The sequence below is a fragment of the Rhodopseudomonas faecalis genome, assembly GCF_003217325.1.
GTDB classification, from domain to species: domain Bacteria; phylum Pseudomonadota; class Alphaproteobacteria; order Rhizobiales; family Xanthobacteraceae; genus Rhodopseudomonas; species Rhodopseudomonas faecalis.
In genome coordinates this window covers 1-25,700 of sequence record NZ_QJTI01000016.1, presented here as the reverse complement: position 1 = coordinate 25,700, position 25,700 = coordinate 1, and the positions used below count along the sequence as shown (strand labels likewise).

Sequence of the window (25,700 nt, the reverse complement as noted above, 5' to 3'; positions counted from 1 at the left end):
GCTGTTATCGCCAAGAATTCCGCCAGCCGGGCAAAGGCGAGATAGTGCGGTGCGATCAATGCGACGCTGCGGCGCGAAATTGAATTTCGCAGCTGCGAAGTGATCAGCAGGCGAATTTTGCACTGATTGTTAGCTAGCCGCGGCAAAGCGCCGCGGCTAGCGCAGCGTCCAGACGCTGGTGTTCTTGATCTCGGCGTCTTCCAGATCGCGCGACACCGGCACGCCGAACTGGGCGAGCTGAGTGAGCTGGTCCTTGGGCAGATAGCTGCGGCCGGGATCGCCGATCAGCACGCTTGCGCCGTCAGCGGCGCGGCTGCTGAGAAATTGCAGCGCCAATTCGGCAATATCGCGCTGGTAGAAGATGTCGCCGGCCAGCACGGTGTCCGCGAATTCGGGATGGGGCGCGCTCAGCAGGTCGGCACCACTGACCTTCACCGCGACATCATTGGCGGCGGCGTTGATGGCAATCGCCGCGCAGGCAAAGCGGTCGATATCAAAGGCGGTGACGCGGCGCGCGCCGGCCTTCATGGCCGCGATCGCCACCAGTCCGGAGCCGGAGGCGAGATCGATCACCTCCTTGCCGGCGACCGTGTCCGGGTTATCGAGCAGGTAGCGGGCCAGCGCCTGGCCGCCCGCCCAGGCAAAGGCCCAGAACGGCGGCGGCAGCCCGGCCTCGCCCAGTTCTTCCTCGGTCTTGCTCCACAGCGGCAGCGCCTCGTCGGCGACATGCAACGCCACTTCCGGCACCAGCGGCACCGGCCGCAGCCTGGTATTGGCGTGAATGAAAGCGATCGGGTCGGTGATGGCGGTGCTCATCGCGCGGTGATGCGGGGCGGCATGACAAAAGTCCAGCGCCACGCCGCGCGGCACGTGGCGGTGCTGATGCCTGCTACGAACGCAAACACTGTGCGCGGATGGGGTCACACCGCAAGCGGCGTGATGGCGGCTAAACGCCGCCCATCTGGCAGATCAGCCGCCATTCGGCGTCGGTGACCGGCTGCACTGACAGTCGCGACTGCTTGAGCAGCGCCATTTCGGCGAGCTTCGGTTCGGCCTTGATCGTCGCCAGCGTCACCGGGGTTTTCAGCGGCGCGACCGCCTTGAGGTCGACGCACACGAATTTGCCGGACGGATCGGTCGGGTCGGGATAGTGCTCGCGGATGATCTCGGCGATGCCGACGATCTCCTTGCCCTCATTGGAGTGGTAGTAGAACGCGCGCTCGCCCACCTTCATGCGCATCAGATGCTGCTTGGCACTGTGATTGCGAACCCCGGTCCAGGCTTCGCCCGCGGCGCCCTTGTCGAGCTGCTGCTGCCAGGACCACACCGAGGGTTCGGACTTCACCAGCCAATACGCCAAGCTACAGCTCCGATTTCAAAGGACGGGTCAGCAATGCGCCGATCGCGGCATCGACCGTGGTCTGCCCGGCCAGCACCGCCGCCACGGCCTCCGAGATCGGCATCTCGATATTTTTGGCGTGCGCCATCTCCAGCAGCACCGGCGCGGTGAACGCGCCTTCGGCGAGCTTGCCATGCGAGGCGGTGTCCACGCTCTCGCCTTTGCCAAGCGCCATGCCGAACGAGAAATTGCGCGACTGCGGCGTGCCGCAGGTCAGGATCAAATCGCCGAGCCCGGACAGCCCCATCATGGTCTCGGTCTTGGCGCCATAGGCTTTGCCAAACCGCACCAGCTCGGCAAAGCCGCGCGTGGTCATCGCCGCCAGTGCCGAGGCGCCGAGTTTCTTGCCCTCGACGATGCCGGCGGCGATCGCCAGCACGTTCTTGGTGGCGCCGCCGAGTTCGACGCCGCGCACGTCGGTCGAGTGATAGGGCCGGAAGCTGCCGCAATTGATCGCCTGCGCCAGCGCTTCGGCGACGGCGGCGTCAGTCGCGGCGATCGTCACCGCGGTCGGCAGGCCGCGCGCCACGTCGGCGGCAAAGCTCGGCCCGGACAAGATCGCCGGCACCGCTTCCGGCGCGCATTCGGCGATGATCTCCGTCATAAAACGATGGGTGCCGCGTTCGATGCCCTTGGCGCAGGCGATCAGCGGCGTACGCGGCGCAATCAGCGGCGCCAGCTGGCTCACCACCGCGCGCAGCACTTGCGCCGGAATGACCAACAGGATCGCATCGGCGCGCGCGGCTTCCGCAAGATCGCGCGTCACCTGGATCGCCGGTTCCAGTTTCACGCCGGGCAAAAACAGGCTTTCGCGGGCGTTCGCCAGTTGCTGTGCATTACCGGCGTCATGTTCCCACAGCATCACCTTGCGGCCGGCGCGGGCGCAGGTCTGCGCCAGCGCGGTGCCCCAGGCGCCGCCGCCCAGCACGGCGATCGAACTCATCATGGTCATCGGTCTTCCATCACATCAAAATGCCGGTTGCGCAGCGATCAGCCTGCTCCCTCTCCCCGCCTGCGGGGAGAGGGGTGGGGTGAGGGGGCTGATGAGTCCGCGTTGCGTTGGCGCGCCCCCTCACCCGACCGGCTTCGCTGCGCTCGGCCGGTCGACCTCTCCCCGCACGCGGGGAGAGGTGAAGCCAAGCTCGGGGCGGCGCCAGCGCGTTCATCGTCAGAACCCGGCGCGGGTGTTGGCGAATTTCGCCGGCGTCGTGACATTGGCATCAAGCAGCCAGCGCGCGCGCGGCGCGGTTTCGAGCGGATCGGTCAGCCCCAGCGCCAGCCGTTCGGCGCCGGCCCAGGCGATCATGGCGCCATTGTCGGTGCACAGTTTCGGCGGCGGGATAATGAACTCGGTGCCGGCACGGTCGGCGGCGGTTTGCAGCGCGCCGCGGATCGCCTGGTTGGACGCCACGCCGCCAGCCGCGACCAGCGCTTGCGGCGGGCCGAACCGCTCAGCGAACTGCGTCAGCCCGACATCGAGACGATCGATGATGGTCTCCAGTACCGCAGCCTGGAAACCGGCGCACAGATCGCAGACGTCCTGGCGCTCCAACGGTTCCAGCCGGCTCGCTTCATTGCGCACCGCGGTTTTCAGTCCGGATAGCGAGAAATTGGCATCGGGGCGGCCGAGCATCGGCCGCGGGAACGCAAAGCGCTCCGGATCGCCGGTTTCGGCGGCGCGTTCCACCTGCGGGCCGCCGGGATAGGGCAGGCCGAGCATCTTCGCCACCTTGTCGAACGCTTCGCCCATCGCGTCGTCGACGGTGGTGCCAAGCCGTACATAGTCACCGACGCCGAGCACCGCGACGATCTGAGTGTGACCGCCGGAGGCGAGGAACAGGCAATACGGGAACGGCAGCGCGTGCGTCAGCCGCGGCGTCAGCGCGTGCGCTTCAAGATGGTTCACCGCGATCAGCGGCGTGCCATGCACCAGCGTAATGGCCTTGGCGGTGGTCAGGCCGACAATCACCCCGCCGATCAGGCCGGGGCCAGCCGCGGCGGCGACGCCGCTCAGTTGCACGAAGCCGACATCGGCCTGGCGCATCGCGCGCGCGATCACGCCGTCGAGCAGATCGACATGCGCGCGCGCCGCAATCTCGGGAACCACACCGCCATACGGCGCGTGATCCTCGATTTGCGAATGCACGATGTTGGAGAGAATCCGACCACGACCGTCGCTGCCACGCTCAATCACGGCCGCTGCGGTTTCGTCGCAAGTGGTCTCGATCCCCAACACCAGCGAGGCTGTGTCAATAGCCAAATTGAGCCCTTGCGTTTGCAGGCAGACTTGCGCTTTGCTGCCCCGGCGTAGCATTGCGGGGTCTCAGAATGCAATCGTCCGGTTGGCAATCCCCCGGCGCAGCATCGGGATCGGCAGGGCAAAACTGCCGTCCGGGTGCTAATATCCCGCGTGCGTTGCGTCCTTCCTTGAAATTTTCTGTGGAGATCTGAAGAGTGGCCATGCTCGTTACACGGCCCCAGCCTGACAACGAGGCGACTGCCGCCTTGCTGCGGGCGAAGGGGGTCGAGGTGCTGTTGGCGCCGATGCTGCGGTTTGAACCTGTGGCGTTCGACATCGATCCAGAGGTTGAATATGGCGGCGTCATTGTCTCCAGTGCCAATGCGTTTCGAGCGATGGAAGGCAAGCCGTCACTGACGAGATTGCTGGATTTGCCGCTGTTTGCGGTTGGTCCGCATACAGCGGACGTGGCGGAGGCGTTCGGATTCCGCGATCTGGTGGTTGCTGAAGGCGACGCGATCTCGCTGCGCGATACCATCATCGCCACCGTGCGCGAGCGCAACATGGATCGTTCCAAGCCGCTGCTGTGGCTGGTCGGCGCCGATCTGGCCCGGGATATCGCCACCGAACTACGCGGTCTCGGGTACAATGTCGTCGCGCAGACAGTGTATAAGATGGTCCCGGTCCACAGCCTGCCGGACGACGTGTGCAGCGCGTTCGCAGGCAGCCGGATCGACACCGTGATGCACTATTCCGGTCGCAGCGCGCGATCGTTCCTCGATGCGGCGCGGGCTGCCGGTATCGAGATCTCGGCGCTGGCGATCGTGCATTGCTGCATTTCGGAAGCGGTGGCTTCGGTGGTGCGTGAAGCCGGTGCGACGCGGGTGATTGTCGCGCGCGCGCCCAGCGAAGCCGCGATGTTTGAAGTGCTGGACCGCGCGCTCGGCTTGCCGTCGTAACGGGCGGCCCGTGCCAGCGGGGGCGGCTGCGAAAGCCAATTAGGGAAATCGAGTGATGGTCGAGGGTAAGCCCGACAACAAGGATCACCTGAAGGAACACCCAGAAGCGATCGGCGAGGAGTCTACCGGCTCGGCACCGCCCGCCCGGGAAGCCCAGTTCATCGAGGAGACCGAGCAGGTCGGACGCGATGTCGATCAGGCTGCCGATCAGGTTGATGGCGATCAGGCCAATGCAGTGGCTGCTGCTGCCGCCGCCGAGGCCGCGCCTTCCGAGCCGGAGGACGCGGCGCCCGCCGCGGCCAAAGCTGCTGCTGAAAAGGCTGCTGTCGAACAGTCCGCAGCTGACAAGGCTGCGGAACCTGCGGCGCCGCGCGGCTCATCACCGATCCTGCCCCTGCTGTCCGGCGCCGTCGGTGCCGCGCTGGTCCTGGGCGGCGCATGGTTCGCGGTCGGTCAGAACCTGCCGCTCACCTCGCAAAGCGGCGACAGCGCCGCTTTGGAATCGCTGACGGCGCGTCTGGCCAGCGTCGAAGCCAAGGCCAATGCCGCGGCCTCGGCGCCCGCCGTCGCAAGCGCGGCCGCGCCGGCTGCGGCCGAGCCCGATCCGGCGCTGATCAAGCGCATCGACACTCTGGAAAAGTCGCTGACAGCGCTCCATGACGAGCTCGCCGCCACCAAGGACAAGACCGTGCAGCTGTCGGCTGCGCTCGGCAATCTGAAGCCGGCCGCAGCCAGCGATGCTACGCCTGGCGAGCCGAGCACGGCTGAGGCCGCTGCGCCGGCGACGCCGAGCGTTCCCGCTGCCACGGCTGCCGAACTCGCCGAGCTTGGCGAACGCTTGACCAAGCTGCAGGCCGCGGTGGCCGCCTTGCCGCCGCCGCCCGCGCCGGTCGATCTCGCCCCGGTCAATGAGCGGCTCAGCAAGCTGGAAGTTGCGGTCGATAAGCCGCCGCCGGTGCTCGACGACAGCGGCCTGCGCCGCGTGGTGGCCGCCGCGCTGTTGGAAAGCGCCGTGCAACATGGCGAGGCCTATGCCGGATTGCTCGGCACCGCCAAGTCGCTGGCACCCGATCCGGCCGCGTTGCAGCCGCTGGAACCGTTTGCCGCCAATGGCGTGCCGAGCGCCAAGGATCTGTGCCGCGAGCTGATCGCACTGCTGCCGAAGCTGATCCCCGGTTACGATCCGCTCGACTCTACCGCGAGCATTCTCGACCGGCTGCAGGCCGGCGCCGACCGCCTGGTGCGGATTCAGCGTCCTGGTGCGCCCGGCACCAAGGATCGCAGCGCGGTGCTGGCGCGTATGATTTCGGCCGCGCAGCGCAACGACCTCGCCGAGGCCAAGCGTGAGCTGAGCGTGCTGGAGCCGTCCGAGCGGGCGCCCGCCCAAGAGTGGCTCAATCGCGCCAATGCCCGCGACGCCGCGCTGTCTGCTTCCCGCCAGTTCGCCGCCGCCGCGATGGCCGCGCTCTCGAAATAATCGCCATAGGATTCCGATGCTTCGTATCATCCTGTTTCTTGTCGTGATCGCCGTTGCGGCCACCGGTGCCGCATGGCTCGCTGAGCAGCCCGGCAATGTCGTGCTGTCCTGGAACGGCTGGCAGGCCGAAGCGTCGGTGGCCGTGTTTTCGATGGTGGTCGGCGGCGTCCTGATTGCGGCGCTGCTGACCTGGGCGATCCTGGCTGGCATTTGGCGCTCGCCGGGCCGGCTGCGGCACAGCCGCCGCGAGCGGCGCCTTGAACGCGCCCGCCGCGCCATCACCCAGGGGCTGCTGGCCGTTGGCCATGGCGATGCCGCGCAGGCGCGCTCGCAGGCCAATGCCGCGCGCCGTCATGCGCCGAACGATCCGCTGGCGCTGCTGCTGCAGGCGCAGGCGGCGCAGCTCGATGGCGATCGCGAGGGCGCCAAGCGCGCGTTCCTGGCGATGGCCAATCGCGACGACACCAAGTCGCTCGGCCTGCGCGGGCTGTTCATCGAAGCGCAGCGTGCCGAAGACCCCTATGCCGCGCTGACCATTGCCGAAGAAGCGCTGCGCCTGTCGCCGGGCTCGCATTGGGCCGCGCACGCCGTGCTCGGTTTCCGCTGCGCGCGCAGCGACTGGTCGGGCGCGCTCGACATTCTCGAAAACAATCTGGCGTCCGGCCTGATCGACAAGAAGGCCTATCGCCGGCAGCGCGGCGTGCTGCTCACCGCGCGCGCGATCGAATGCGCCGATTCCGATGTCAGCCTGTCGCGCGACAGCGCGCTGGAAGCGATCAAGCTGGCGCCGACGCTGGTGCCGGCCGCGGTGCTGGCCGCCAAATATATGAGCGAAGCGCATCAGCTGCGCCGCGCCCTCAAGATCATCGAGACCGCCTGGAGCGCGCAGCCTCATCCCGATCTCGCCGAGGCCTATGCCCATATCCGCTCCGGCGACAGCGCCAATGCCCGGCTGTCGCGCATCGAAACGCTGGCGGCCAAGGCGCCCGGCCATATCGAAAGCGCGCTGGCGATCGCCCGCGCCGCGATCGACGCCTCTGAGTTCACCCGCGCCCGCAATGCGCTGGCGCCCTATATCGATGCCCCGACCCAGCGCGTCGCCATGCTGATGGCCGAGATCGAACATTCCGATCGCAATGACAGCCGCGCGGCGCGCGCCTGGACCTTGCGCGCGGTGCGTGCGCTGCGCGATCCGGCCTGGACGGCGGATGGCTGCGTGTCCGATCGCTGGCGGCCGGTGTCGCCGGTCACCGGGCGGCTCGACGCCTTTGTCTGGACCACGCCGCTCGCCGAGCTGCCGTCCGACCGCGGCATGGTGCTGGAAAGCGATCTGTTCGACGAAACCCTGATCGAGCCGCCGAGCGACGACGAGGCCGAAACCGTGATCGCCGAGCCGGTGGCCGCCGAGCCGGAAAAGCCCAAGCCGGCCGCGCCCAAGACCAAGGCCGCCAGTGCCGCGGTCGAAGTGGTGATGGAACCGGCTGACACCCGCCCGGTGTCGACCCCGACCTCAACGGCGAGTGCGGCCGCTTCCGCGGCCCCGGCCGCCGCCAGCAGCGATAGCGCGCTGCCGCTGTTTCACCGCCGCCAAACCGCCGCGCCGGTGATCCCGATCGTGCGCGCGCCCGATGATCCGGGCGTCGACGACGACGGCAGCGGCGATTTCGACAACAAAACCCCGTCGCAGGGCAGCAGCTGGCGCGGTTACCTGCCGCGTCGCGACGGCTAGGCTGGGCTTGGGGGCGCAAAGCCCCCCACCCGACCGGCCTAAAGGCCGGCCACCCTCCCCACCGCTTCGCGGGGGGAGGGAAAGTGCACGGGTTCCGGGCCAGACTGAGCCTCGGGTTCCATCGATGATCGTCGTGCCCGCGCTTGTCGCGGGCATCCACGTCTTCAAAACGCTGCAAGAACAAAGGCGTGGATGGCGGGGACGAGCCCGGCCAAGACGTGCGCAGTGGTTGGGATCAATCGCCGATCCGGCGCGCGGGCCGGTGTTTGACAGCACTTAACCAACAATTGCATTGCGGGTCGGCCACAAGCTGAACCGTTAACATCGTGTGTTACGGTCCGCGCCCGCATCACGGGCGCATCGCCAGACCCCGCGCCAAAGCCAGGGCCGGCGCAGCAGGTAGCACATTGATGATCGAGATCAGCCAGCAGGAATCGTTCGACTTCCTCAGTGAGGATTATGCCGAGCTGTTCGCGCATTCTGACGCGACCGCGTTTCAGCATCCGATCTGGCTCGACCGGCTGCACAAGGTGCTGGTGCCGGCGCGCGGCGCCGAAGCGGTGACACTGCTCGGCCGGTATCGCGGCCGTCTGGTGTTTGTGATGCCGCTGATCCGGCGCCGGTTCGGGCCGTTATCGCTCTATGATGCCGCCGATCTCGGCGTGTCCGACTACAACGCGCCGGTGATCGATCGCACGCTGCTCGCCGCGCTGGAGCGCGATGAGGCGCTGCGCAATCAGCTGCACCGCGCGCTGCCGCGCTGGGCGCTGACCCGGATCCGCAAGGTGCGGCCGGAGCAGATCGCGCTGGTCAACAGTCTTGGCGCCAGCCGCGCCACTTTCATGGAAGTGAACGCCCATGAAGTCGCGCTGTCGGCGCCGTTTGACGAATGGCGCAGCCGCACGCTCGATCCGGCATTCAGCCATTTCCTCGACAAGAAGCGCCGGCTGCTCGCCAAAAAGGGCGAGATCATGCTGACGGCGCTGCAAGACCCGGCCGAGATGGAAGCCGCGCTCAACACCATGGTCGCGTTCCGCGCCAAGCGCTGGCCGAACGACTCTCTGCAGGACCCGGCGAATTTCGCGTTCTATCTCGACGTCGCGCGCGCCGGGCAGGCCAGCGGCTTCTGCTGGATGTACCGGATGGACGCCATCGGCGCGCCGGGCGCGGTGATGTTCGGCCTGCGCCATCGCGGTCGGTTTCTGTTCGTGCTGCTCGCCTTCGATTTCGAGCGGCTGCGCAACTACTCGATCGGCCTGCTGTTCATCGAAAGCGTGATCGAGCAATGCATCGCCCGCGGCGACACCGTGTTCGACCTCACCATCGGCGACGAAGCCTATAAGGACAAATTCGCGACCCATGCCGTGCCGATGCAGGCGTGCTGGGCAGGCCCGACGCCGATGCCGGCGCTGTGCGATCTGGCGTTCGCGAGGTTCCTCAAGCTGCGCGCCCGGCTGCAGCCGCCGGAGCGTCCGGTGACCGCGTCCTGAACGCGCGCGGCCAGCCGGCGGGCTGGTCCGATGGTTAACGGTTTCTTGCGACTTGTGCGCTAGCTGGTGCAGGCGCGGCATTGGCTTTCGCGGCTGTCGCAATACGCCTCAAACCAGATCGCGGCCAAGCCGCCGATCACCGATGATCCCGGGCGCAGCACCATGTCTGTCGAAGCGATGGCACAGCCGAGACCGAACGCGCCCGCCGCGCCGGTGCCGGCCGCGACGCGGTTCGGCTCGATCGTGCTGCCGCTGTCGATCGCGTTGATCTCGACCATGTTCGGGCCGGCGCTGAACGCCGTCAGCCCGCTGCTCGGCCTTGCGGTGCAGACGCTGCTTGCCTTGTCGATCGCGATCGCGCTGCCGAATTACGGGCCGGTGGTCGCGATCGTGGTGCTGCTGTTCCAGAACGTGTTCGTGTCGATCTGCTCGCCGCTGTACGCCAGCGATCCGTCGCAACTGGAATTCATCAAGGGCTACAATTTTCTGAGCTGCGTGCTGCTGTGGCTGGTGGCGTTCGTGCGCTATCTGGCGCTGCGCCGGCAATGTCACCCGCTGCTGCAGCGCTGGATGCTGGCCAGCACCGTGGTGCTGGCCGCGATCGGCTTCTATCTGATGGTCGGCGTGCTGCAGGACCCGAAGGCCGCCGCGATCTATCTGCGCAACATCGTGCTGCCGTTCCTGCTGTTCCAGCTCGCGCTATGGACCGCGAGCCGTTACCGGCTGCGTGTCACGCCGCTGTTGGTGGCGATCGCGGTGGTGTTCATCGGCTGCGGCTTATTTGAGTTTGCGTTCCGCGAGACCTGGCTCACCCTCACCAATGGCCGCACCTATTGGTATCTCGACGGCCTCAAGGCGATGGAAGCCGGGGTCTGGGAAAAGCAGATGCGCGCCACCGGCTCGGTGATGGTCGATCTGTTCGACCGCTTCCGGGTGTCGTTCTTCAACACGCCGCTGCTGGAGCCGCTCGGCCTGACCACCGTGCTGCGCATTTTCGGCCCCAATATCAGCGCCATCAGCTTCGCTTATGGCGTCGGCTTCTTCGTGCTGTTTCTGACCGCGGCCGGCCGCTATCTGCTGGCGCTGGCCGGGTTTGCGCTGCTGATCCTGTGCAGCGTCAAAGGCGCGCTGCTGATGGTGCTGTTCGTGCTGGCGGCGCTGGTGGCCACCCGGCTGATCGGGCCGGTGCTGACCCTGGCACTGGCGCTGATGGGGCTCGCCGTCTACGCCGCGGTGGTGATCGTCAGCGGCCTCCGGATCGGCGACTATCACGTGATCGGCCTGATGGGCGGCGTGAACGGCTTTCTGCAGCAGCCGTTCGGCCGCGGCCTCGGCATCGGCGGCAATCTTGGCGGCGATTTCAATTCGATCGACTGGGAGGCGGCCCAGCATCTTGGCGCCGTGCAGGGCGCCTTTGAGAGCGCGGTCGGCGTGCTGCTCTATCAGATGGGCGCGGCCGCGCTGTTGCCGCTCGGCTTCTGCCTGGCGCTGGCGCTGACCATCTGGCGGCTGTACGCCCGCTCCGGCCTGCTGGCCCAGGGCATGGCGGCGTTCGGTATCCTGATCATATTGGTCAACGGCCTGTTCCAGGAGGAGGCGCTGTTTTCGCCGCCGGCGCTCGGGCTGATGCTGTGCATGGCCGGCCTGGTGCTGGGCCATGCCATCCGCGAGCTGGGCGGGGCGGCCGGCGGGCCGCAAATCGCCACCGCCGGGCGCGATCAGCACTTTGACGACAGCAACCTTTCCCGCTATGAAGCGGCCGTTCAAATGCGCTCTGCCGTGGCGGAACCGCCCGGCAGGCCGCTACGATCTTAGCAATCGGGCTCGCTGCTTGATTCGCCGCAATAGCTCAGCCGGTAGAGCACATCATTCGTAATGATGGGGTCGGGGGTTCGAATCCCTCTTGCGGCACCATTTTCCGGCTCGGCCGTTGGTTGAACCATCGACGCCTGCCGCTCGCGAGCCAGCGGCGTAACGGCCTTCTTCCGACACGAGGTTGATGCGATGCTGCGAACTCTCCTGCTCACGCCTGCGCTGCTGCTGGCGGCCACCACCGCCTTTGCCCAGCAAACCCAGCGCACCGATCCCGGCTGCGGCCGCGATGCCTCGCGGTTCTGCCGCGCGGTGCTCGACCAGGGCGACATGGCGGTGCTGGCCTGCCTGCAACAGAACCGCGCCAAGCTCAGCAAGACCTGCGCGAAGGTACTGGCCGATAACGGCCGCTAAACCGCCTGGCGGACAGCCCGCCGGTCCGCTGGCGGGAACCTGACTTTTCCGACAACGTTGACGCTGGCACGACTGCGACGACGACGCAGTTGTCCGCCGCGATAGGCCTGCTTAACTGTTGGCCAGAATGCCTGGAACAATGGCGGGGTCGCCTTGTCCTGATCAATGCCGGAGAAGCCGCGATGCTCAGCAGATTGCGCCAGTTTATAGAAGACGTGATTGCCCCCGCTGGGCCGCGGCCGGAACTGACGCTGGACGACAATGGCTACCGGCTGGCCGCTGCCGCGCTGCTGATCCATGTGATCTCGCTCGACGGCGAGCCGTCGGCGGTCGAGCGCCGCAAATTGCAGCTGTTGCTGGAGGATCGCTTCAATCTCGATGCCGAAGCCGCCAGCAAGCTGATGGCGCTCGCGGCCCGCGCCGAAAGCGATGCGGTTGACCTCTATCAGTTCACCAGCGTGCTGATGCGCACCGTCAATGAGGAAGGCCGGCTGCGCATCATCGAGATGATGTGGGAAGTGGTCTATGCCGACGGTAACGTCACCGAGTTCGAGGAGAACGTGGTGTGGCGTGCCGCCGACCTGCTCGCGGTATCGGCACGCGACCGCATCAATTTGAAGCGGCGCGCGGCGTTTGATCTGCAGCGCGGTACTCTACGCGAACCGATCGACGACGCCGCCAACTGACGGCGGGCGTCGCGGCTGCAACTCTGCGCGTCGCGCGGTACGGGAAAACAGGCGCGTTGCACGGCTCTTGCATTGCACCTTCGGCCTGTGGTGATCTGCGCATCACCAATCGTTCGCCATCGCAAAGAGTACCAGCATCGTGACTGAACGTGTGACGTTGATAACCGGCGCTTCGGCTGGAATCGGGACGGAGCTGGCGCGGGTATTTGCTGCGAATCAGCACCGTGTCGCGCTGGTCGCCCGGCGCGAAGATCGCCTCAATGAGCTGGCGCAGGCGATCGTGGCCGCCGGTGGTAAACCGCCGCTGGTAATCGCATGCGATCTGCAACAGCCCAAGTCCGCCGAGGCCGTGGTCGCTGCGCTCGCCGCCGCCAATGTCGAGGTTGAGTATCTGGTCAACAACGCCGGCTACGGCCTGTTTGGCCGGGCTATCGAACTCGATCGTGACAGCCAGCTCGGCATTGTCGATCTCAACAACCGCATGCTCACCGATCTGACGCTGCGGTTCGTCGACAGCGTGGTCAAGCACCGCGGCGGTATTCTCAACGTGGCGTCGATCGCCGGCTTTCTGCCGGGACCGGGCATGGCGGTGTACTACGCCTCCAAGGCGTTCGTGCTGTCGTTTACGGAGGCGCTGCACGCCGAACTGGCCGGGCAGGGCGTGCGGGTCACCGCGCTCTGTCCCGGGCCGGTGCTGACTGAATTCCAGGATCGCGCCGGTTTCGAGCCGGGCTTCGATTCGGCGATCCTCAATGTCTCGCCGGCTGAGGTGGCGCGCCAGGCGTTTGAAGGGCTGATGGCCAATAAGCGCACGGTGCTGCCGGGGCTCGGCATCAAGATCGTGCCGGTGCTGCTGCGGCTGTTCCCGCGCTGGTTCATCCTGGCCGGCGTCACCAAGTTTCAATTGCGGCGGCGCTGAGCGCCGTCAAACGCGAACCGAAACGGCGCGAATCGAATCCGCGCTTCGAATCAGGGGCACGGGAGGCACCAAAAAGGAGACGCGCTGAAACGGATGCGTTGAGCCGGGATTAAGCAGAAGCGGTATTGATGTGTGTCTGCGATCGGGTGGGAATATCGGATGGGAGTAACGCGCGACGGCTAACACCGAACCAGCCATTTGAGGGAGGTTGGTGGAGCCAGGCGGGATCGAACCGCCGACCTCGTCATTGCGAACGACGCGCTCTCCCAGCTGAGCTATGGCCCCGTCATGGCCGCGTCGATGGGGCGAAGCGGCCGGTAGACGGCGCCATTTACAGTGGCATTCCGCGCCAAGTCAAGGACGCATGACATGAGATTTTGCTGATTCATTTTAACCGGGCGGTTCCCTTGTTTGCCTTGGATCGAACCGATATCTACGGGACAGCCAAAAACCCTGCGCCAAACCCCTCCGCGAGTTATCCCCCGCCATGCGTGCCATTCTCGACATCGTTCAGATCGTTCTCGACCTTTACATCTGGCTGTTGATCGCTTCGGCGATTCTGTCCTGGCTGATCGCGTTCAACGTCGTGAACACGCGCAACCAGTTCGTGGCCTCGGTCTCGGAATTCCTCTATCGCATCACGGAGCCGGTGCTGGCGCCGATCCGCAACATCATGCCGAATCTCGGCGGCCTGGATATTTCGCCGATCGTGGTGATCCTGATCATCATGTTCATCCAGCGCATCATTTCCTACTACATCTATCCGGCAGTGTTTTAAGCGACCGGCGCCGAGCCGATCATGGAAGCTTGGCGCTATTCGCCGCAGGGAATCAGCGTGGCGTTGCGGGTGACGCCGCGCGGCGGGCGCGACGATATTGATGGGCTGGAAACGCTGGCCAATGGCCGCACCGTGGTCAAAGTCCGGGTGCGGGCGATCGCCGAGGGCGGCGAGGCCAATCGCGCGGTGACCGAGCTGCTGGCGAAGGCGCTGGGCGTGCCAAAGCGCGCGGTGCGGCTGCTGTCAGGCGCCACCTCACGGCTGAAACAGGTTGCCGTCGATGGCAATCCCGAACAATTGGGCGCGGCGCTGCGCAAGCTGACCGCCACCCCGAGCACTGATTAAGAGGACGATATGACGGCGCGGATTATTGATGGAAAAGTGATTTCAGCCGATGTGCGGGCCCGCGTCGCCGACGAGGTCAAGCGGCTGAAGGCCGAGCACGGCATTACCCCCGGTCTGGCGGTGGTGCTGGTCGGCAATGATCCCGCCTCGGAAGTCTATGTCCGTTCCAAGCACAAGCAGACCAACGAAGCCGGCATGGCCTCGTTCGAGCACCGGCTGCCGGCCGATGTCGCGCAGGACGAGCTGCTGGCCTTGATCAAGAAGCTCAATGCCGATCCGTCGGTGCACGGCATTCTGGTGCAATTGCCGCTGCCCAAGGGGCTCGATTCCACCGTGGTGATCGACGCGATCGACCCGGCCAAGGATGTCGACGGTCTCAACCCGGTCAATGCCGGGCGGCTGGCCTCCGGCCTGTTCGCGCTGACGCCGTGCACGCCGCTCGGCTGCATCATCATGGCCAAGCAGGTGCACAATTCGCTTGAGGGCATGAATGCCATCGTGATCGGCCGCTCCAATCTGGTCGGCAAGCCGCTGGTGCAGCTGTTGCTCAACGAGAACGCCACGGTGACCATTGCCCATTCGCGCAGCCGCGATCTGCCGGCGCTGTGCCGTCAGGCCGATCTGGTGTTTGCCGCGGTCGGCCGGCCGGAAATGGTCAAGGGCGATTGGATCAAGCCGGGCGCGACCGTGATCGATGTCGGCATCAACCGCACCCCCTCGCCCGATGGCGGCAAGGACAAGCTGGTTGGCGACGTCGCGTTCCATGAGGCCAAGGAAGTCGCCGGCGCCATCACCCCGGTGCCGGGTGGCGTCGGGCTGATGACGGTGGCGTGCCTGTTGGTCAACACCGTGCGCGCTGCCTGCGCCATTCACGGCCTGCCCAAGCCGGCGGTGTGATCGACGACGGGATTTTCCCCGTCATTGCGAGCGCAGCGAAGCAATTCAGTGCGCTACGCCGCAATCATTCCGTCATGGCCGGGCTCGTCCCGGCCATCCACGTTTTTTTAAGACTGCACGGCCCTGAAGACGTGGATGCCCGCGTCAAGCGCGGGCATGACGAGTCACAATTGGGCGCGCGTTGGTATCAACCCGCCGTCGTCTGCAGCAGCCGCTGATAGAAGCGGATCATGTCGGCGTAGTTGGTGATGCTGAGCCGCTCATTGGTGCCGTGAAAACGTTTCAGGTCCTCGCCGGTGGCGCGCACTGGTGAGAACCGGAACACGCTGTCGGCGATCGCGGAAAAATGCCGCGAGTCGGTGGCGGCGACCATCAACCCCGGCGCTACCACCACATCGGGAAACACTTCGCGGATGGTGCGGTTCAGCGCCTTGAACGCCGCGCTGTCGGTGGCTGACACCGGCGGCGGATCGAAATTGCCCGGAAAGCCGCTGACCGCGATCTTGTCGTTGCCGATGGTGGTGCGGACATGGTCGGTGACGCTGCTGATGGTGTCGCCGGGCAGCAGCCGGAAATTCACCGCAGCTTCGGCGATCCCCGGCAGCACATTGTCTTTCTCGCCGGCGTTGAACACGGTCAGCGCCGTGGTGGTGCGCAGATTGGCCTCGATTGCCGCGCTTTTGGCGAGTTCGCGCATCAGCAGCGGCTTGAACAGCCACAGATTGGACAGCACCACGCGGTTGGGAAGACTCATCTCCGGCGCCAGCGTCGCGAACATTTCTGCGGCGGTGCCGCGCAATTGCATCGGCAGCCGGTTGTCCTCCAGATGGGTCAATGCCGCTGCCAGCATGCCGATCGCGGTCTCGCGCGGCGGCATCGCCGAATGGCCGGGCGTGGCGCGTGCGGTCAGCATCAACGTCGCATAGCCTTTTTCCGCGACGCCGATCAGCGCCGCCGGCTGCGACAGCCCTGTCATGATGCCGTCGGTGATCAGCAGCCCCTCGTCGAGCACGAACTCCAGTTTGACGCCGCGGCTCGCCAGCAGCTCGACGATCGCCTTGGCGCCGCGCAGCCCCGACACTTCCTCGTCATGGCCGAACGCGAAATAGATCGTGCGCTTGGGGCGAAAGCCCGCTTTGGCGAGCGCCTCGGCGGCTTCCATGATTGCGTACAGATTGCCCTTGTCGTCCCAGGAGCCGCGGCCCCACACAAAACCGTCGGCGATCACGCCGTCGAAGGGCGGGTGGCTCCAATCGGCCTCGGTCTTTGGCGCGATCGGCACCACGTCCTGATGCGCTAGCAGCGCGATCGGCTTGGCGGCCGGATCGCTGCCCTGCCAAGCGTATAGCAGGCTGTATTGGCCGACGATCTCGCGGCTTGAGGCGGCATGAAACGCCGGAAAGCTCGCGGCAAGATGGGCGTGCAGCGCCTTGAGCGGCTCGGCGGCCTGATCGGGATTGAGGAAATTCGAGATGGTTTTGAAGCGGATCGCCTCGGCCAGCCGCTGCGCGGCGCCAGCCTGGTCGATCGGCTGCGGCGGCAATGGTGCCACCTGCAATTGCCGCGAGCCGTGGCTCAGCGTGTTGTAGGCGAGCACGCCCGCCAGAACAGTGATGCCGAGGAGCAGTGATACGACGATGTTGCGGAGGATCCGTAGCAATCGTCGCATCGCTGTCTCCTAGCGGCTTGTCTCCAGATGCCTTATTTCTTGGCGGCGTTGGCGCGCTCGATCCCTTCCAGGATCAGCTTGTGCGCTTCATCGGCGCCGCCCCAGCGCAGCACCTTGACCCACTTGCCGGGTTCGAGGTCCTTGTAGTGCTCGAAGAAGTGCTGGATCTGGCTGAGCGTGATGTCCGGCATGTCGGAGTAGGTCCGAATCCGGTCATAACGCCGCGTCAATTGCGATGACGGCACCGCGAGGATCTTTTCGTCGTGGCCCGCTTCGTCGCTCATATACAGCACACCGACCGGACGCACGCTCATCACGGCGCCGGGGACGATGGCGCGGGTGTTGGCGACCAGCACGTCGCACGGGTCACCGTCATCGGACAGCGTGTGCGGGATGAAGCCGTAATTCCCCGGATAATGCATCGAGGTATACAGGAACCGATCGACCACCAGCGTTCCCGCGGCCTTGTCCATCTCGTACTTGATTGGCTCGCCACCGACGGGAACTTCAATGATCACATTGACGTCATACGGCGGATTGACGCCAATCGACACTGCGTCGATGCGCATCGAAATCTCCAGACTGATTGAGGGTAGTGTGACTACCCAATAGCCGCTACCGCGCGGTTCCGCCAGCCTGAAAGCTTCAGTTGGTCCAAGCGAACGCGACTTTGTCCAGCGACTTCGGTCCAAACCGCTCCGAGGAACGCGCCACCATGCGGCCGCCGAGGTTGCGATAGAACTCGGTGGCGGGCTCGTTGTCGGACAGCGCCCAGATCACCAGCGTCTTCAACCCGCTCTGCACCAAATCGCGCTTGGCCGCGGCAAACAGCCGGCGGCCAAAGCCGAGTCCCTGAAATTCCGGGCGCAGATACAACTCGTAGATCTCGCCGTCGAATTGCAGGCTACGGGCGCGGTTGCGGCCGTAATTGGCGTAGCCGGCAACCTGGTCGCCGAAGCACAACACGCTGACGCGGCTGCCCTTGCGGATGGCCGAGTCCCACCATGCGGGACCGCGGCGATTGATGAGGCGTTCCAGCTCGGCACCAGGGATGATGCCCTGGTATGCGGAGCGCCAGGCTTCGTCATGCGTCGCGGCGACTGCGGCTGCATCCGCAGTTTTGGCCGGCCGAACCTCGATCAACGTCGTGCTCATGACGGCAATCAAAGCAAGTCAGCGGCCCGCCTTCAAGGTCCATCGTTAATTATCGGTTAACGTGTGGATTCTCGGCATCACCGCGACAGAAACTGTATCGAAACTGGACAGTGAGCGCGGCGCACGGCGCGAACATGTGCCGATTTGCGTCGGGAATTGTCAGCAGAGCCGCAAGTGATCGTCGTGCCATGTGGACAGCGTCAGCGGTGCCGCGCCGCGTATGGCGGGCAAGCGGAGGCGCGCGAGCGAATCGCGCGCTATCAACGCGGCGTTATCAGCGCTGTTCGCCAGCCGCGCCACGAGCGCAACTAACAAGCGGCACTTAACAAGCCGGCGCTCAGTTCGATCCTCGAGCGCGCAAGCGCGGCAATCACGGATGCAGGATCACCTTGCCCATGGCTTGCCGTTCGGCCAGCACCTTCAAGGCGTCGGCGGTTTGCGCCAGCGGAAAAATGCGATCGACGTGTGACGAAATTTTGCCCTCGGCCGCCCATTGCACCAGCCGTTCGAGATTGGCGCGATTTTTCTGCGGGTTGAGATTGGCGAACGCGCCCCAAAACACGCCGCGAATGTCGCAGCCTTTCAGCAGCGCCAGATTGAGCGGCATTTTCGGGATGTCGCCGGCGGCAAAGCCGATCACCAGAAAGCGGCCTTCCCAGGCGATCGAGCGCAGCGCCGCCTCGGCATAGGGGCCGCCGACCGGATCGAACACGATATCGACGCCCTTGCCGCCGGTGAGCTGTTTCAGCCCGTCCTTGAGGTCGTTCTTGGCGTAGTTCAGCGTCAGCTCGGCGCCGTGCTGCTTGGCAAATTCCAGCTTCTCATCGGAGGACGCGCAGGCAATCACCTTGAGCCCGAGCTGTTTGCCGATTTCGCAGGCCGCAAGGCCGGTGCCGCCGGCCGCGCCGAGCACCGCCAGCGTCTCGCCGGGCTTCGGGCTGGCGCGGTCCTCGAGCGCATGCAGCGCGGTGCCGTAGGTGATGATGATGCCGCTGGCGCGGTCGAAATCGAGCGAGTCGGGGATTTTGATGATCGAGGCCGCCGGCAGCGCGATCTTTTCGCGCGCGCCGTTGTAGCCGCACGACGCCACCACCCGGTCGCCGGGCTTGAGGCTGGTGACGCCGTCGCCGACCGATTCAATCACGCCTGCGACTTCCGCGGCCGGCGAGAACGGGAACGGCGGTTTGATCTGATACTTGCCCTGGATCATCAGCAGGTCGAAGAAATTCAGCGCTGCGGCCTTGATCGCGATCACTGCTTCGCCGGGGCCGGCGACCGGATCGGCAATGTCCGTGAGCACGAGGTCGTCGGGGCCGCAATAGTGGGAGCAGAGAATCGCTTTCATGAATCCACCCGCATGATTTTTCTTGGTCTGGCGCTTTGTGCCGGATTTGCCGGCCAAGGACAATTGCATTCGGCGCTGCCAAGGCTCGCGCCAATCGTCAAAAAAGCGTTGTAGATCAATGATTTTCCACCATGGGAAATAACGCGGCGCAGCGGTTGGGCCGCTGAGGCGCATGAGCCATGACCAACCGCCGTCTTTGCAGAATCGCGCGGGGCGGTTATTGCAGGCGGGGTCGCTGCGGCCCGGGCCATTATGCAGTCACATTCATGGGGGACGAGGCTGGCATGTACTTGCGGCGCATGGTTTTGGGGCTTTCGATCTGCGGATTGCTGTGTGGGGCATCAAACCTTGCGCTGGCGCAGTCGGCTGCGAAGGGCGCCAAGAACGCGCCGGTCGCGGCAAGCAGTGGCGGCGCCGAGCCGCAATTGATCGGCCAGTTTGGTTCCTGGGGCGCCTATGTCGCCAATCCGAACGGCCGGAAGGTCTGCTTCGCGCTCGCCAAGCCGTCATCGTCCAAGACCAATCCGCCGAACCGGCCGCGTGACCCGTCCTACGTGTTCATCTCGACCCGGCCGTCGGAAAAGGTCATCAACGAGGTCTCGGTGATGATCGGCTACCCGCTCAAGCCGGGCTCGGAAGGCTCGCTCGAGGTCGGTGGCTCGAGCTATGCCATGTACACCCAGGGCGACGGGCTGTGGATCAAGAACGCCGCCGACGAGGAACGCCTGGTTGAGGCGATGCGCCGGGCCGGCGATCTGGTCGTAAAGGGCACCTCCAGCAAGGGCACCCAGAGCATCGACACCTTCTCGCTCAAGGGCTTGGCGCAGGCTTTGGACCGGCTGGCCCAGGATTGCCGCCGCTGACGACACCCAGCGCCGGCGGCCGATCATGGGCCGCGGGCGCATTTCCCGTCTTTGCAGGGGCGGCGGAAACGCCTATCTGAAGCAGCATCGGGCGCCGGTCGCGCTCTTTTTGACCTCCATGGCGCACCGCCTGCTTGCGGGCGTGCCGGACCTGGAGGCCGGATTATCGCTCCTTCGTCGCTCAGACGGGGCCGGATCGCGGCCGCTGGGCATGAGGGCGTTGCTTGCCAGACCCACGGGATGCCATGACCCTCGCTGCCGCTGCTCTCGAAAAGACCGCTCAGGAAAGTTATGTCGAGCTCGCCAAGCCGTCGCTGATCGGCCTGTCGCGCGCCGAGCTGATGCAGCGCCTGGAAGGGATCGGCGTGCCGGCCTCGCAGCGCAAGATGCGCGCGCAGCAGCTCTGGCATTGGATCTATGTGCGCGGCGTCACCCAGTTCGCGGACATGACCAGCATCTCCAAGGAGCTGCGCGGCCAGCTCGCCGAGCATTTCACGGTCGATCGTCCCGAAGTGGTCGCCGAGCAGATTTCGGCGGACGGCACCCGCAAATGGCTGCTGCGGCTGCCGAGCGGGCTGGCCGGCGAGCGCGCCCATGAGGTCGAGTGCGTCTACATCCCGGAGACCGATCGCGGCACGCTCTGTCTGTCGAGCCAGGTCGGCTGCACGCTCAATTGCGCGTTCTGTCACACCGGCACCCAGAAGCTGGTGCGCAACCTGACCGCCGGCGAGATCGTCGGCCAGGTGATGGTCGCCAAGGATCGGCTCGGCGATTGGCCGCTGGCGCTCGATGCCGAGAAGAAGGACGGCAGCAACCGGCTCGTCACCAACATCGTGATGATGGGCATGGGCGAGCCGCTCTACAATTTCGATGCGGTGCGCGATGCGCTGCTGGTGGTGTCCGACAATGAGGGCATCGGGTTGTCGCGGCGCCGGATCACGCTGTCGACCTCGGGAGTGGTGCCGAACATCGTGCGCGCCGGCGAGGAAATCGGCGTGATGCTGGCGATCTCGCTGCATGCGGTGCGCGATGAGCTGCGCGACGTGCTGGTGCCGCTCAACCGCAAATATCCGCTCAAGCAAGTGCTGCAGGCCTGCCGCGATTATCCCGGCGCCTCCAATGCCCGGCGCATCACCTTCGAATATGTGATGCTGAAGGGCGTCAACGACTCGCTCGACGACGCCAAGCTGCTGGTCAAGCTGCTCAAGGGCATTCCGGCCAAGATCAATCTGATCCCGTTCAATCCCTGGCCCGGCAGCGCCTATCAGTGCTCGGATTGGGATCAGATCGAGCGCTTCTCGGAATACATCTTCAACGCCGGCTATTCCTCGCCGGTGCGCACGCCGCGCGGCCGCGACATCCTGGCGGCCTGCGGTCAGCTGAAATCCGAGACTGAAAAGCTGTCGGCGCGCGAGCGCGAGGCGCTGCGCGCCATGGCGCTCACGGATTGATGGCGATGGCATCGTTGCCCGGCACGGTCAGTGCCCCCCCTGCCGATGGCAGGTCGGCGGGTGCAGGTTTTCGCTCCCCCCGCGAGCTTGGCGAGCGGCGGGGAGGGTGGCCGGCCGCAGGCCGGTCGGGTGGGGGGATGCTTCCATCCGAGACCGCACGGGCTGCGGAACGGCTGAATTGCCCCCCACCCCCGACCCCTCCCCGCCACTTCGCTGCGCTCCGTGTCGGGAGGGGAGATGCCCGCGCGCTGCGACGGACCGTCGGGCGTTTCAATGGACTAATCCCAACGGTGATTGATACCAACCTCTCCGCACGTCATGGCCGGGCTCCGTCCCGGCCATCCACGTCTTTGATCTTGCAACGCTTTCAAGACGTGGATGCCCGCGACAAGCGCGGGCATGACGAGTCAATGGGAGGAGCCGCTGGTATAATCTGGCTGCGCCTGCCGGTCGCGGAGGCGCTGTGATGGCGTTGATCGGCCGACTGTTCGTCATTCTGTTCGGGTTTTTTACCGCGGCGATGTGCGCCGGCATCGTGGTGGTCGGGGCGGTGCTGTGGCCGGAATTGTCCGACCTCGATTTCGGGCCGGTCGATCATGACCCGCGCAACATCCTGTTCGGCATCGGCTTTGTGTTCGTGTCCGGCTTTGCGCTGCTGCCCGCGATGCTGGTCGCTGTGATTGCCGAGGCGTTCTACATCCGCAGCCTCTTGGCCTATGCGGTCGCGGGCGCGGTGATCGGGCTGGTGTGCTATCTGGGGCTGTTGCCGTTCGATCCCGGCACGCTGCAATTCGACGGCTTGGTGCGCCGCCATCTCGAAGTGATGACCGGCGCCGGCATTTTGGCTGGGGTGGTGTATTGGGCGATCGCCGGCCGCAACTCCGGCGCCTGGCGGCAGCCACCTGCGCCGCGCGCCCCTTTGCCGCAGGCGCCGCCGCCCGCCGCGCCGCGGCCATAACGGGCTGCGTGCCCGGCTTTCCTTGTCCCTTACCCTCGGCTAAACCGCTGCCATGAACCGGACCGGACTCTACATCGCGCTCGGGCTGTTCGCCGCGGTTGGATTGCTGTTCGGGCTCTATCCCGAACTCGACCTGTGGCTCGCCGGGCTGTTCTTCGACCCTGCCACCCGCAGCTTCCCGCTGAAATCGGTGCCTTTTGCCAATTTCGCGCGCGACGCGGCGATGTGGATCGCCTGGGCGTTCGCGGCGCCGTCGATCATCGCGCTGGTGGTGAAGCTGGTGCGCCCGGACAAGCCGCTATTGGTGCGCGGCCGCACCGTGATGTTTCTGGTGGTGACCATGACGCTCGCCGCCGGCATCCTCACCAATTTGACCTTCAAGAGCCATTGGGGCCGGCCGCGGCCGATCTTCGTCACCGAATTCGCCGGCACCAACACCTTTGTGCCGTGGTGGGACCCGCGCGGCGCGTGCCCGAAAAACTGCTCGTTCTTCTCGGGCGAGGGCGCCACCGCCTATTGGACCTTCGCGCCGGCCGCGCTGGCGCCGGCGCCGTGGCGGCCGCTGGCCTACGCCGCCGCCTTCACCTTCGGCACCGTGACCAGCGTGCTGCGCATGGCGTTTGGCGGCCATTTCTTCACCGACGTCGCGATCGCCGGCCTCGTCACCTTCATCACCATCTGGCTGATGTACGCGCTGATCTATCGCTGGCCGCGCACCCGGCTGACCGATGAGCGGATCGACGCGGCGCTGACCCGCTTCGCCTGGCCGCTGTACCGGCTGCGCTCGAAATGGCGCGGCCGCGACGTCGGCGCAGCGCCGGTGGCGTAACCGCGCGTGGCGAGGCGGGCGCCGCGATTGGCGCCCCATGCCATTAAACGCGTGCCCGGCGGCCTGAAATTTGCTATTCGCGCACCCAAACCCTTAATCCGATTGGAATTTTGATGGCTACGATCTTGAAAACCCTGCCTCAGGGCGAAAACGTCGGCATCGCTTTCTCGGGCGGTCTCGATACCAGCGCGGCGCTGCTGTGGATGAAGCAGAAGGGCGCGAAGGTGTTCGCCTACACCGCCAATCTCGGCCAGCCGGACGAGGCCGATTACGACGCCATTCCGCGCAAGGCGATGGAGTTCGGTGCCGAGAAGGCCCGGCTGGTCGATTGCCGCACCCAGCTGGTGCATGAGGGCATCGCCGCGATCCAGGCCGGCGCGTTCCATGTCTCGACCGGCGGCATCGCTTATTTCAACACCACCCCGCTCGGCCGTGCCGTCACCGGCACCATGCTGGTGTCGGCGATGAAGGAAGACGGCGTCAACATTTGGGGCGACGGCTCGACCTATAAGGGCAACGACATCGAGCGGTTCTATCGCTACGGCCTGCTCACCAATCCGGCTCTGCGCATCTACAAGCCCTGGCTCGATCAGCAGTTCATCGACGAACTCGGCGGCCGCGCCGAAATGTCGGCGTTCATGACCGCGCACGGCTTCGCCTACAAGATGAGCGCCGAAAAGGCGTATTCGACCGACAGCAACCTGCTCGGCGCCACCCACGAGGCCAAGGATCTCGAACACCTCGACAGCGGCATCAAGATCGTCAACCCGATCATGGGCGTGCCGTTCTGGCGCGACGATTGCGCGGTCAAGGCTGAAACCGTCACCGTGCGGTTTGAAGAAGGCCAGCCGGTCGCGCTCAATGGCCAGACCTTCACTGATCCGGTCGCGATGTTCTACGAAGCCAATGCCATTGGCGGCCGCCACGGCCTCGGCATGAGCGATCAGATCGAAAACCGCATCATCGAGGCCAAGAGCCGCGGCATCTATGAAGCGCCGGGCATGGCGCTGCTGCACATCGCCTATGAGCGGCTGGTCACCGGCATCCACAACGAAGACACCATCGAGCAGTACCGCATCAATGGCATGAAGCTCGGCCGGCTGCTCTATCAGGGCCGCTGGTTCGACTCGCAGGCCTTGATGCTGCGCGAAACCGCGCAGCGCTGGGTCGCCCGCGCCGTCACCGGCGAGGTGACGCTCGAGCTGCGCCGCGGCAACGACTACTCGATCATGAACACCCAGAGCCCCAACCTGACCTATGCGCCGGAACGGCTCAGCATGGAGAAGGTCGAGGACGCTCCGTTTACGCCGGCCGATCGCATCGGCCAGCTCACCATGCGCAATCTCGACATTACCGACACCCGCGCCAAGCTCGGCCTGTACGCCAAGACCGGCCTGTTGTCGTCGGGCGAAGGCACGCCGATCCCGCGCCTGGAAAACGACAAGGGTTGAGGCGCAAACGACGGCGTCTGTTCAATGTTATTCCGGGGCGCCGCATAGCAACGTAGGGTGGGTTAGGCGCTCTTGCGCCGTAACCCACCATCCTTGCGTTGAAACGTGGATTTCTGTGGGTCGGAACGTTGCTTGGTGGGTTACGCGCTGCGCGCTAACCCACCCTACAATTCGGCGTGTGTTCAATGTTATTCCGGGGCGCCGCATAGCAACGTAGGGTGGGTTAGGCGCTCTTGCGCCGTAACCCACCATCCTTGCGTTGAAACGTGGATTTCTGTGCGTCGGAACGTTGCTTGGTGGGTTACGCGCTGCGCGCTAACCCACCCTACAATTCGGCGTGTGTTCAATGTTATTCCGGGGCGCCGCATAGCAACGTAGGGTGGGTTAGGCGCTCTTGCGCCGTAACCCACCGTCTTTGCGTTGAAACGTGGGTTTCTGTGCGTCGGAGCGTTGCTTGGTGGGTTACGCGCTGCGCGCTAACCCACCCTACATTCTGACTGGCGAGGGCTGAACGAGTCTTCGTCATCGACCCGTCATGTGCCACTCATACGGTCCGCGCTCCCAACCGGACCCGTTGTCATGACCAGGCATTTCGTCACCATCATTGCCGCCGCCATGCTGATCAGCAACGTAGGGTGGGTTAGGCGCTCTTGCGCCGTAACCCACCATCTTTGCGTTGGAACGTGGGTTTCTGTGGGTCGGAGCGTTGCTTGGTGGGTTACGCGCTGCGCGCTAACCCACCCTTGTAATAGCGAAATCGAATATCGTTGGGGTGTTCCGAAAGGAATGCTCTGCCGCGGACGGCCATCCGCGGCAGAGCGGCTGGCGATCGGAT

The 25,700-nt window shown here is 65.4% G+C and carries 24 protein-coding genes and 2 tRNA genes; 17 read left to right on the top strand and 9 right to left on the bottom strand.

The features are described 5' to 3' along the window. Positions 1-156: 156 nt before the first annotated feature. The 4 genes from BJ122_RS13030 to tsaD form a co-directional block, all read right to left on the bottom strand. A complete protein-coding gene (locus BJ122_RS13030) occupies positions 157-816 on the bottom strand; it encodes a class I SAM-dependent methyltransferase (RefSeq protein WP_110781504.1) in 660 nt (219 codons plus the stop codon). A gap of 130 nt (positions 817-946) precedes the next feature. Further along, positions 947-1,360, bottom strand: a complete 414-nt coding sequence (locus BJ122_RS13025; protein WP_110781416.1) for an EVE domain-containing protein — start codon at positions 1,358-1,360, stop codon at positions 947-949. 1 nt (position 1,361) lies between these two features. Further along, complete coding sequence (locus BJ122_RS13020; RefSeq protein ID WP_027279147.1) at positions 1,362-2,351, bottom strand: NAD(P)H-dependent glycerol-3-phosphate dehydrogenase; 990 nt, start codon at positions 2,349-2,351, stop codon at positions 1,362-1,364. 216 nt (positions 2,352-2,567) lie between these two features. Continuing rightward, positions 2,568-3,713 carry a tRNA (adenosine(37)-N6)-threonylcarbamoyltransferase complex transferase subunit TsaD gene (gene tsaD, locus BJ122_RS13015; protein ID WP_110781415.1) on the bottom strand — a complete coding sequence of 382 codons (1,146 nt, stop codon included), beginning with the start codon at positions 3,711-3,713 and terminating at the stop codon, positions 2,568-2,570. A 140-nt stretch (positions 3,714-3,853) separates the two neighbouring features. Between tsaD and BJ122_RS13010 the strand changes: the two genes are divergently transcribed. The 9 genes from BJ122_RS13010 (at position 3,854) to BJ122_RS12970 (ending at position 13,124) form a co-directional block, all read left to right on the top strand. Then, positions 3,854-4,597, top strand: a complete 744-nt coding sequence (locus BJ122_RS13010; protein ID WP_110781414.1) for a uroporphyrinogen-III synthase — start codon at positions 3,854-3,856, stop codon at positions 4,595-4,597. A gap of 55 nt (positions 4,598-4,652) precedes the next feature. After that, complete coding sequence (locus BJ122_RS13005) at positions 4,653-6,074, top strand: COG4223 family protein (protein WP_110781413.1); 1,422 nt, start codon at positions 4,653-4,655, stop codon at positions 6,072-6,074. Between the two features lie 16 nt (positions 6,075-6,090). Next, a complete protein-coding gene (locus tag BJ122_RS13000; RefSeq protein ID WP_110781412.1) occupies positions 6,091-7,803 on the top strand; it encodes a heme biosynthesis protein HemY in 1,713 nt (570 codons plus the stop codon). A gap of 410 nt (positions 7,804-8,213) precedes the next feature. Beyond that, positions 8,214-9,293: a GNAT family N-acetyltransferase gene (locus BJ122_RS12995; RefSeq protein WP_110781411.1), complete on the top strand. Its 1,080-nt coding sequence runs from the start codon at positions 8,214-8,216 to the stop codon at positions 9,291-9,293. Between the two features lie 66 nt (positions 9,294-9,359). Next, positions 9,360-11,108 (top strand): hypothetical protein, encoded by a 1,749-nt coding sequence (locus BJ122_RS12990; RefSeq protein ID WP_181418952.1) that lies wholly within the window; start codon positions 9,360-9,362, stop codon positions 11,106-11,108. Positions 11,109-11,131: 23 nt separating this feature from the next. Beyond that, a tRNA-Thr gene (locus BJ122_RS12985) sits at positions 11,132-11,207 on the top strand. Between the two features lie 90 nt (positions 11,208-11,297). Beyond that, entirely contained in the window at positions 11,298-11,519 is a 222-nt protein-coding gene (locus BJ122_RS12980; protein WP_110781410.1) for a hypothetical protein, read from the top strand. A 182-nt stretch (positions 11,520-11,701) separates the two neighbouring features. Continuing rightward, positions 11,702-12,205 carry a tellurite resistance TerB family protein gene (locus BJ122_RS12975; RefSeq protein ID WP_110781409.1) on the top strand — a complete coding sequence of 168 codons (504 nt, stop codon included), beginning with the start codon at positions 11,702-11,704 and terminating at the stop codon, positions 12,203-12,205. A 139-nt stretch (positions 12,206-12,344) separates the two neighbouring features. Continuing rightward, positions 12,345-13,124, top strand: coding sequence for an SDR family NAD(P)-dependent oxidoreductase (locus BJ122_RS12970; protein WP_110781408.1), 780 nt, complete (start codon positions 12,345-12,347; stop codon positions 13,122-13,124). A 209-nt stretch (positions 13,125-13,333) separates the two neighbouring features. Here BJ122_RS12970 and BJ122_RS12965 read toward each other — a convergent pair. Beyond that, a tRNA-Ala gene (locus BJ122_RS12965) sits at positions 13,334-13,409 on the bottom strand. Between the two features lie 202 nt (positions 13,410-13,611). On the opposite strand from BJ122_RS12965, the gene BJ122_RS12960 reads away from it, so the two are divergent. From BJ122_RS12960 to folD, 3 genes are read left to right on the top strand one after another with little or no spacing between them, the layout of a single operon-like run. Beyond that, positions 13,612-13,902: a YggT family protein gene (locus BJ122_RS12960; RefSeq protein ID WP_110781407.1), complete on the top strand. Its 291-nt coding sequence runs from the start codon at positions 13,612-13,614 to the stop codon at positions 13,900-13,902. A gap of 21 nt (positions 13,903-13,923) precedes the next feature. Further along, on the top strand, positions 13,924-14,247 hold the full coding sequence (locus tag BJ122_RS12955) for a DUF167 domain-containing protein (protein WP_173400870.1): 324 nt from the start codon (positions 13,924-13,926) through the stop codon (positions 14,245-14,247). 9 nt (positions 14,248-14,256) lie between these two features. Beyond that, positions 14,257-15,144: a bifunctional methylenetetrahydrofolate dehydrogenase/methenyltetrahydrofolate cyclohydrolase FolD gene (folD, locus tag BJ122_RS12950; RefSeq protein ID WP_027279158.1), complete on the top strand. Its 888-nt coding sequence runs from the start codon at positions 14,257-14,259 to the stop codon at positions 15,142-15,144. A gap of 187 nt (positions 15,145-15,331) precedes the next feature. On the opposite strand, the gene BJ122_RS12940 is transcribed toward folD, so the two are convergent. The 4 genes from BJ122_RS12940 to BJ122_RS12925 form a co-directional block, all read right to left on the bottom strand. Continuing rightward, positions 15,332-16,813 (bottom strand): M20 family peptidase, encoded by a 1,482-nt coding sequence (locus BJ122_RS12940; RefSeq protein ID WP_110781405.1) that lies wholly within the window; start codon positions 16,811-16,813, stop codon positions 15,332-15,334. Positions 16,814-16,845: 32 nt separating this feature from the next. Beyond that, positions 16,846-17,382, bottom strand: coding sequence for an inorganic diphosphatase (ppa, locus tag BJ122_RS12935; protein ID WP_110781404.1), 537 nt, complete (start codon positions 17,380-17,382; stop codon positions 16,846-16,848). A 76-nt stretch (positions 17,383-17,458) separates the two neighbouring features. Then, a complete protein-coding gene (locus BJ122_RS12930) occupies positions 17,459-17,968 on the bottom strand; it encodes a GNAT family N-acetyltransferase (protein WP_110781403.1) in 510 nt (169 codons plus the stop codon). Between the two features lie 370 nt (positions 17,969-18,338). Continuing rightward, entirely contained in the window at positions 18,339-19,313 is a 975-nt protein-coding gene (locus BJ122_RS12925) for an NADPH:quinone oxidoreductase family protein (protein ID WP_110781502.1), read from the bottom strand. Positions 19,314-19,597: 284 nt separating this feature from the next. Here BJ122_RS12925 and BJ122_RS12920 point away from each other — a divergent pair, with 284 nt between their 5' ends. The 5 genes from BJ122_RS12920 to argG all read left to right on the top strand — a co-directional run bounded on the left by BJ122_RS12920 (position 19,598) and on the right by argG (position 24,865). Further along, positions 19,598-20,176 (top strand): invasion associated locus B family protein, encoded by a 579-nt coding sequence (locus tag BJ122_RS12920; RefSeq protein WP_110781402.1) that lies wholly within the window; start codon positions 19,598-19,600, stop codon positions 20,174-20,176. Positions 20,177-20,421: 245 nt separating this feature from the next. Then, complete coding sequence (rlmN, locus tag BJ122_RS12915) at positions 20,422-21,627, top strand: dual-specificity RNA methyltransferase RlmN (RefSeq protein ID WP_110781401.1); 1,206 nt, start codon at positions 20,422-20,424, stop codon at positions 21,625-21,627. A 466-nt stretch (positions 21,628-22,093) separates the two neighbouring features. Continuing rightward, the gene (locus BJ122_RS12910; protein WP_110781400.1) at positions 22,094-22,585 is read left to right on the top strand and encodes a hypothetical protein; all 492 of its coding nucleotides are present in this window, start codon (positions 22,094-22,096) and stop codon (positions 22,583-22,585) included. A gap of 52 nt (positions 22,586-22,637) precedes the next feature. Beyond that, positions 22,638-23,414 (top strand): phosphatase PAP2 family protein, encoded by a 777-nt coding sequence (locus BJ122_RS12905; protein WP_110781399.1) that lies wholly within the window; start codon positions 22,638-22,640, stop codon positions 23,412-23,414. Between the two features lie 113 nt (positions 23,415-23,527). Next, positions 23,528-24,865 (top strand): argininosuccinate synthase, encoded by a 1,338-nt coding sequence (argG, locus tag BJ122_RS12900; RefSeq protein WP_110781398.1) that lies wholly within the window; start codon positions 23,528-23,530, stop codon positions 24,863-24,865. The last annotated feature ends 835 nt before the right edge of the window (positions 24,866-25,700 follow it).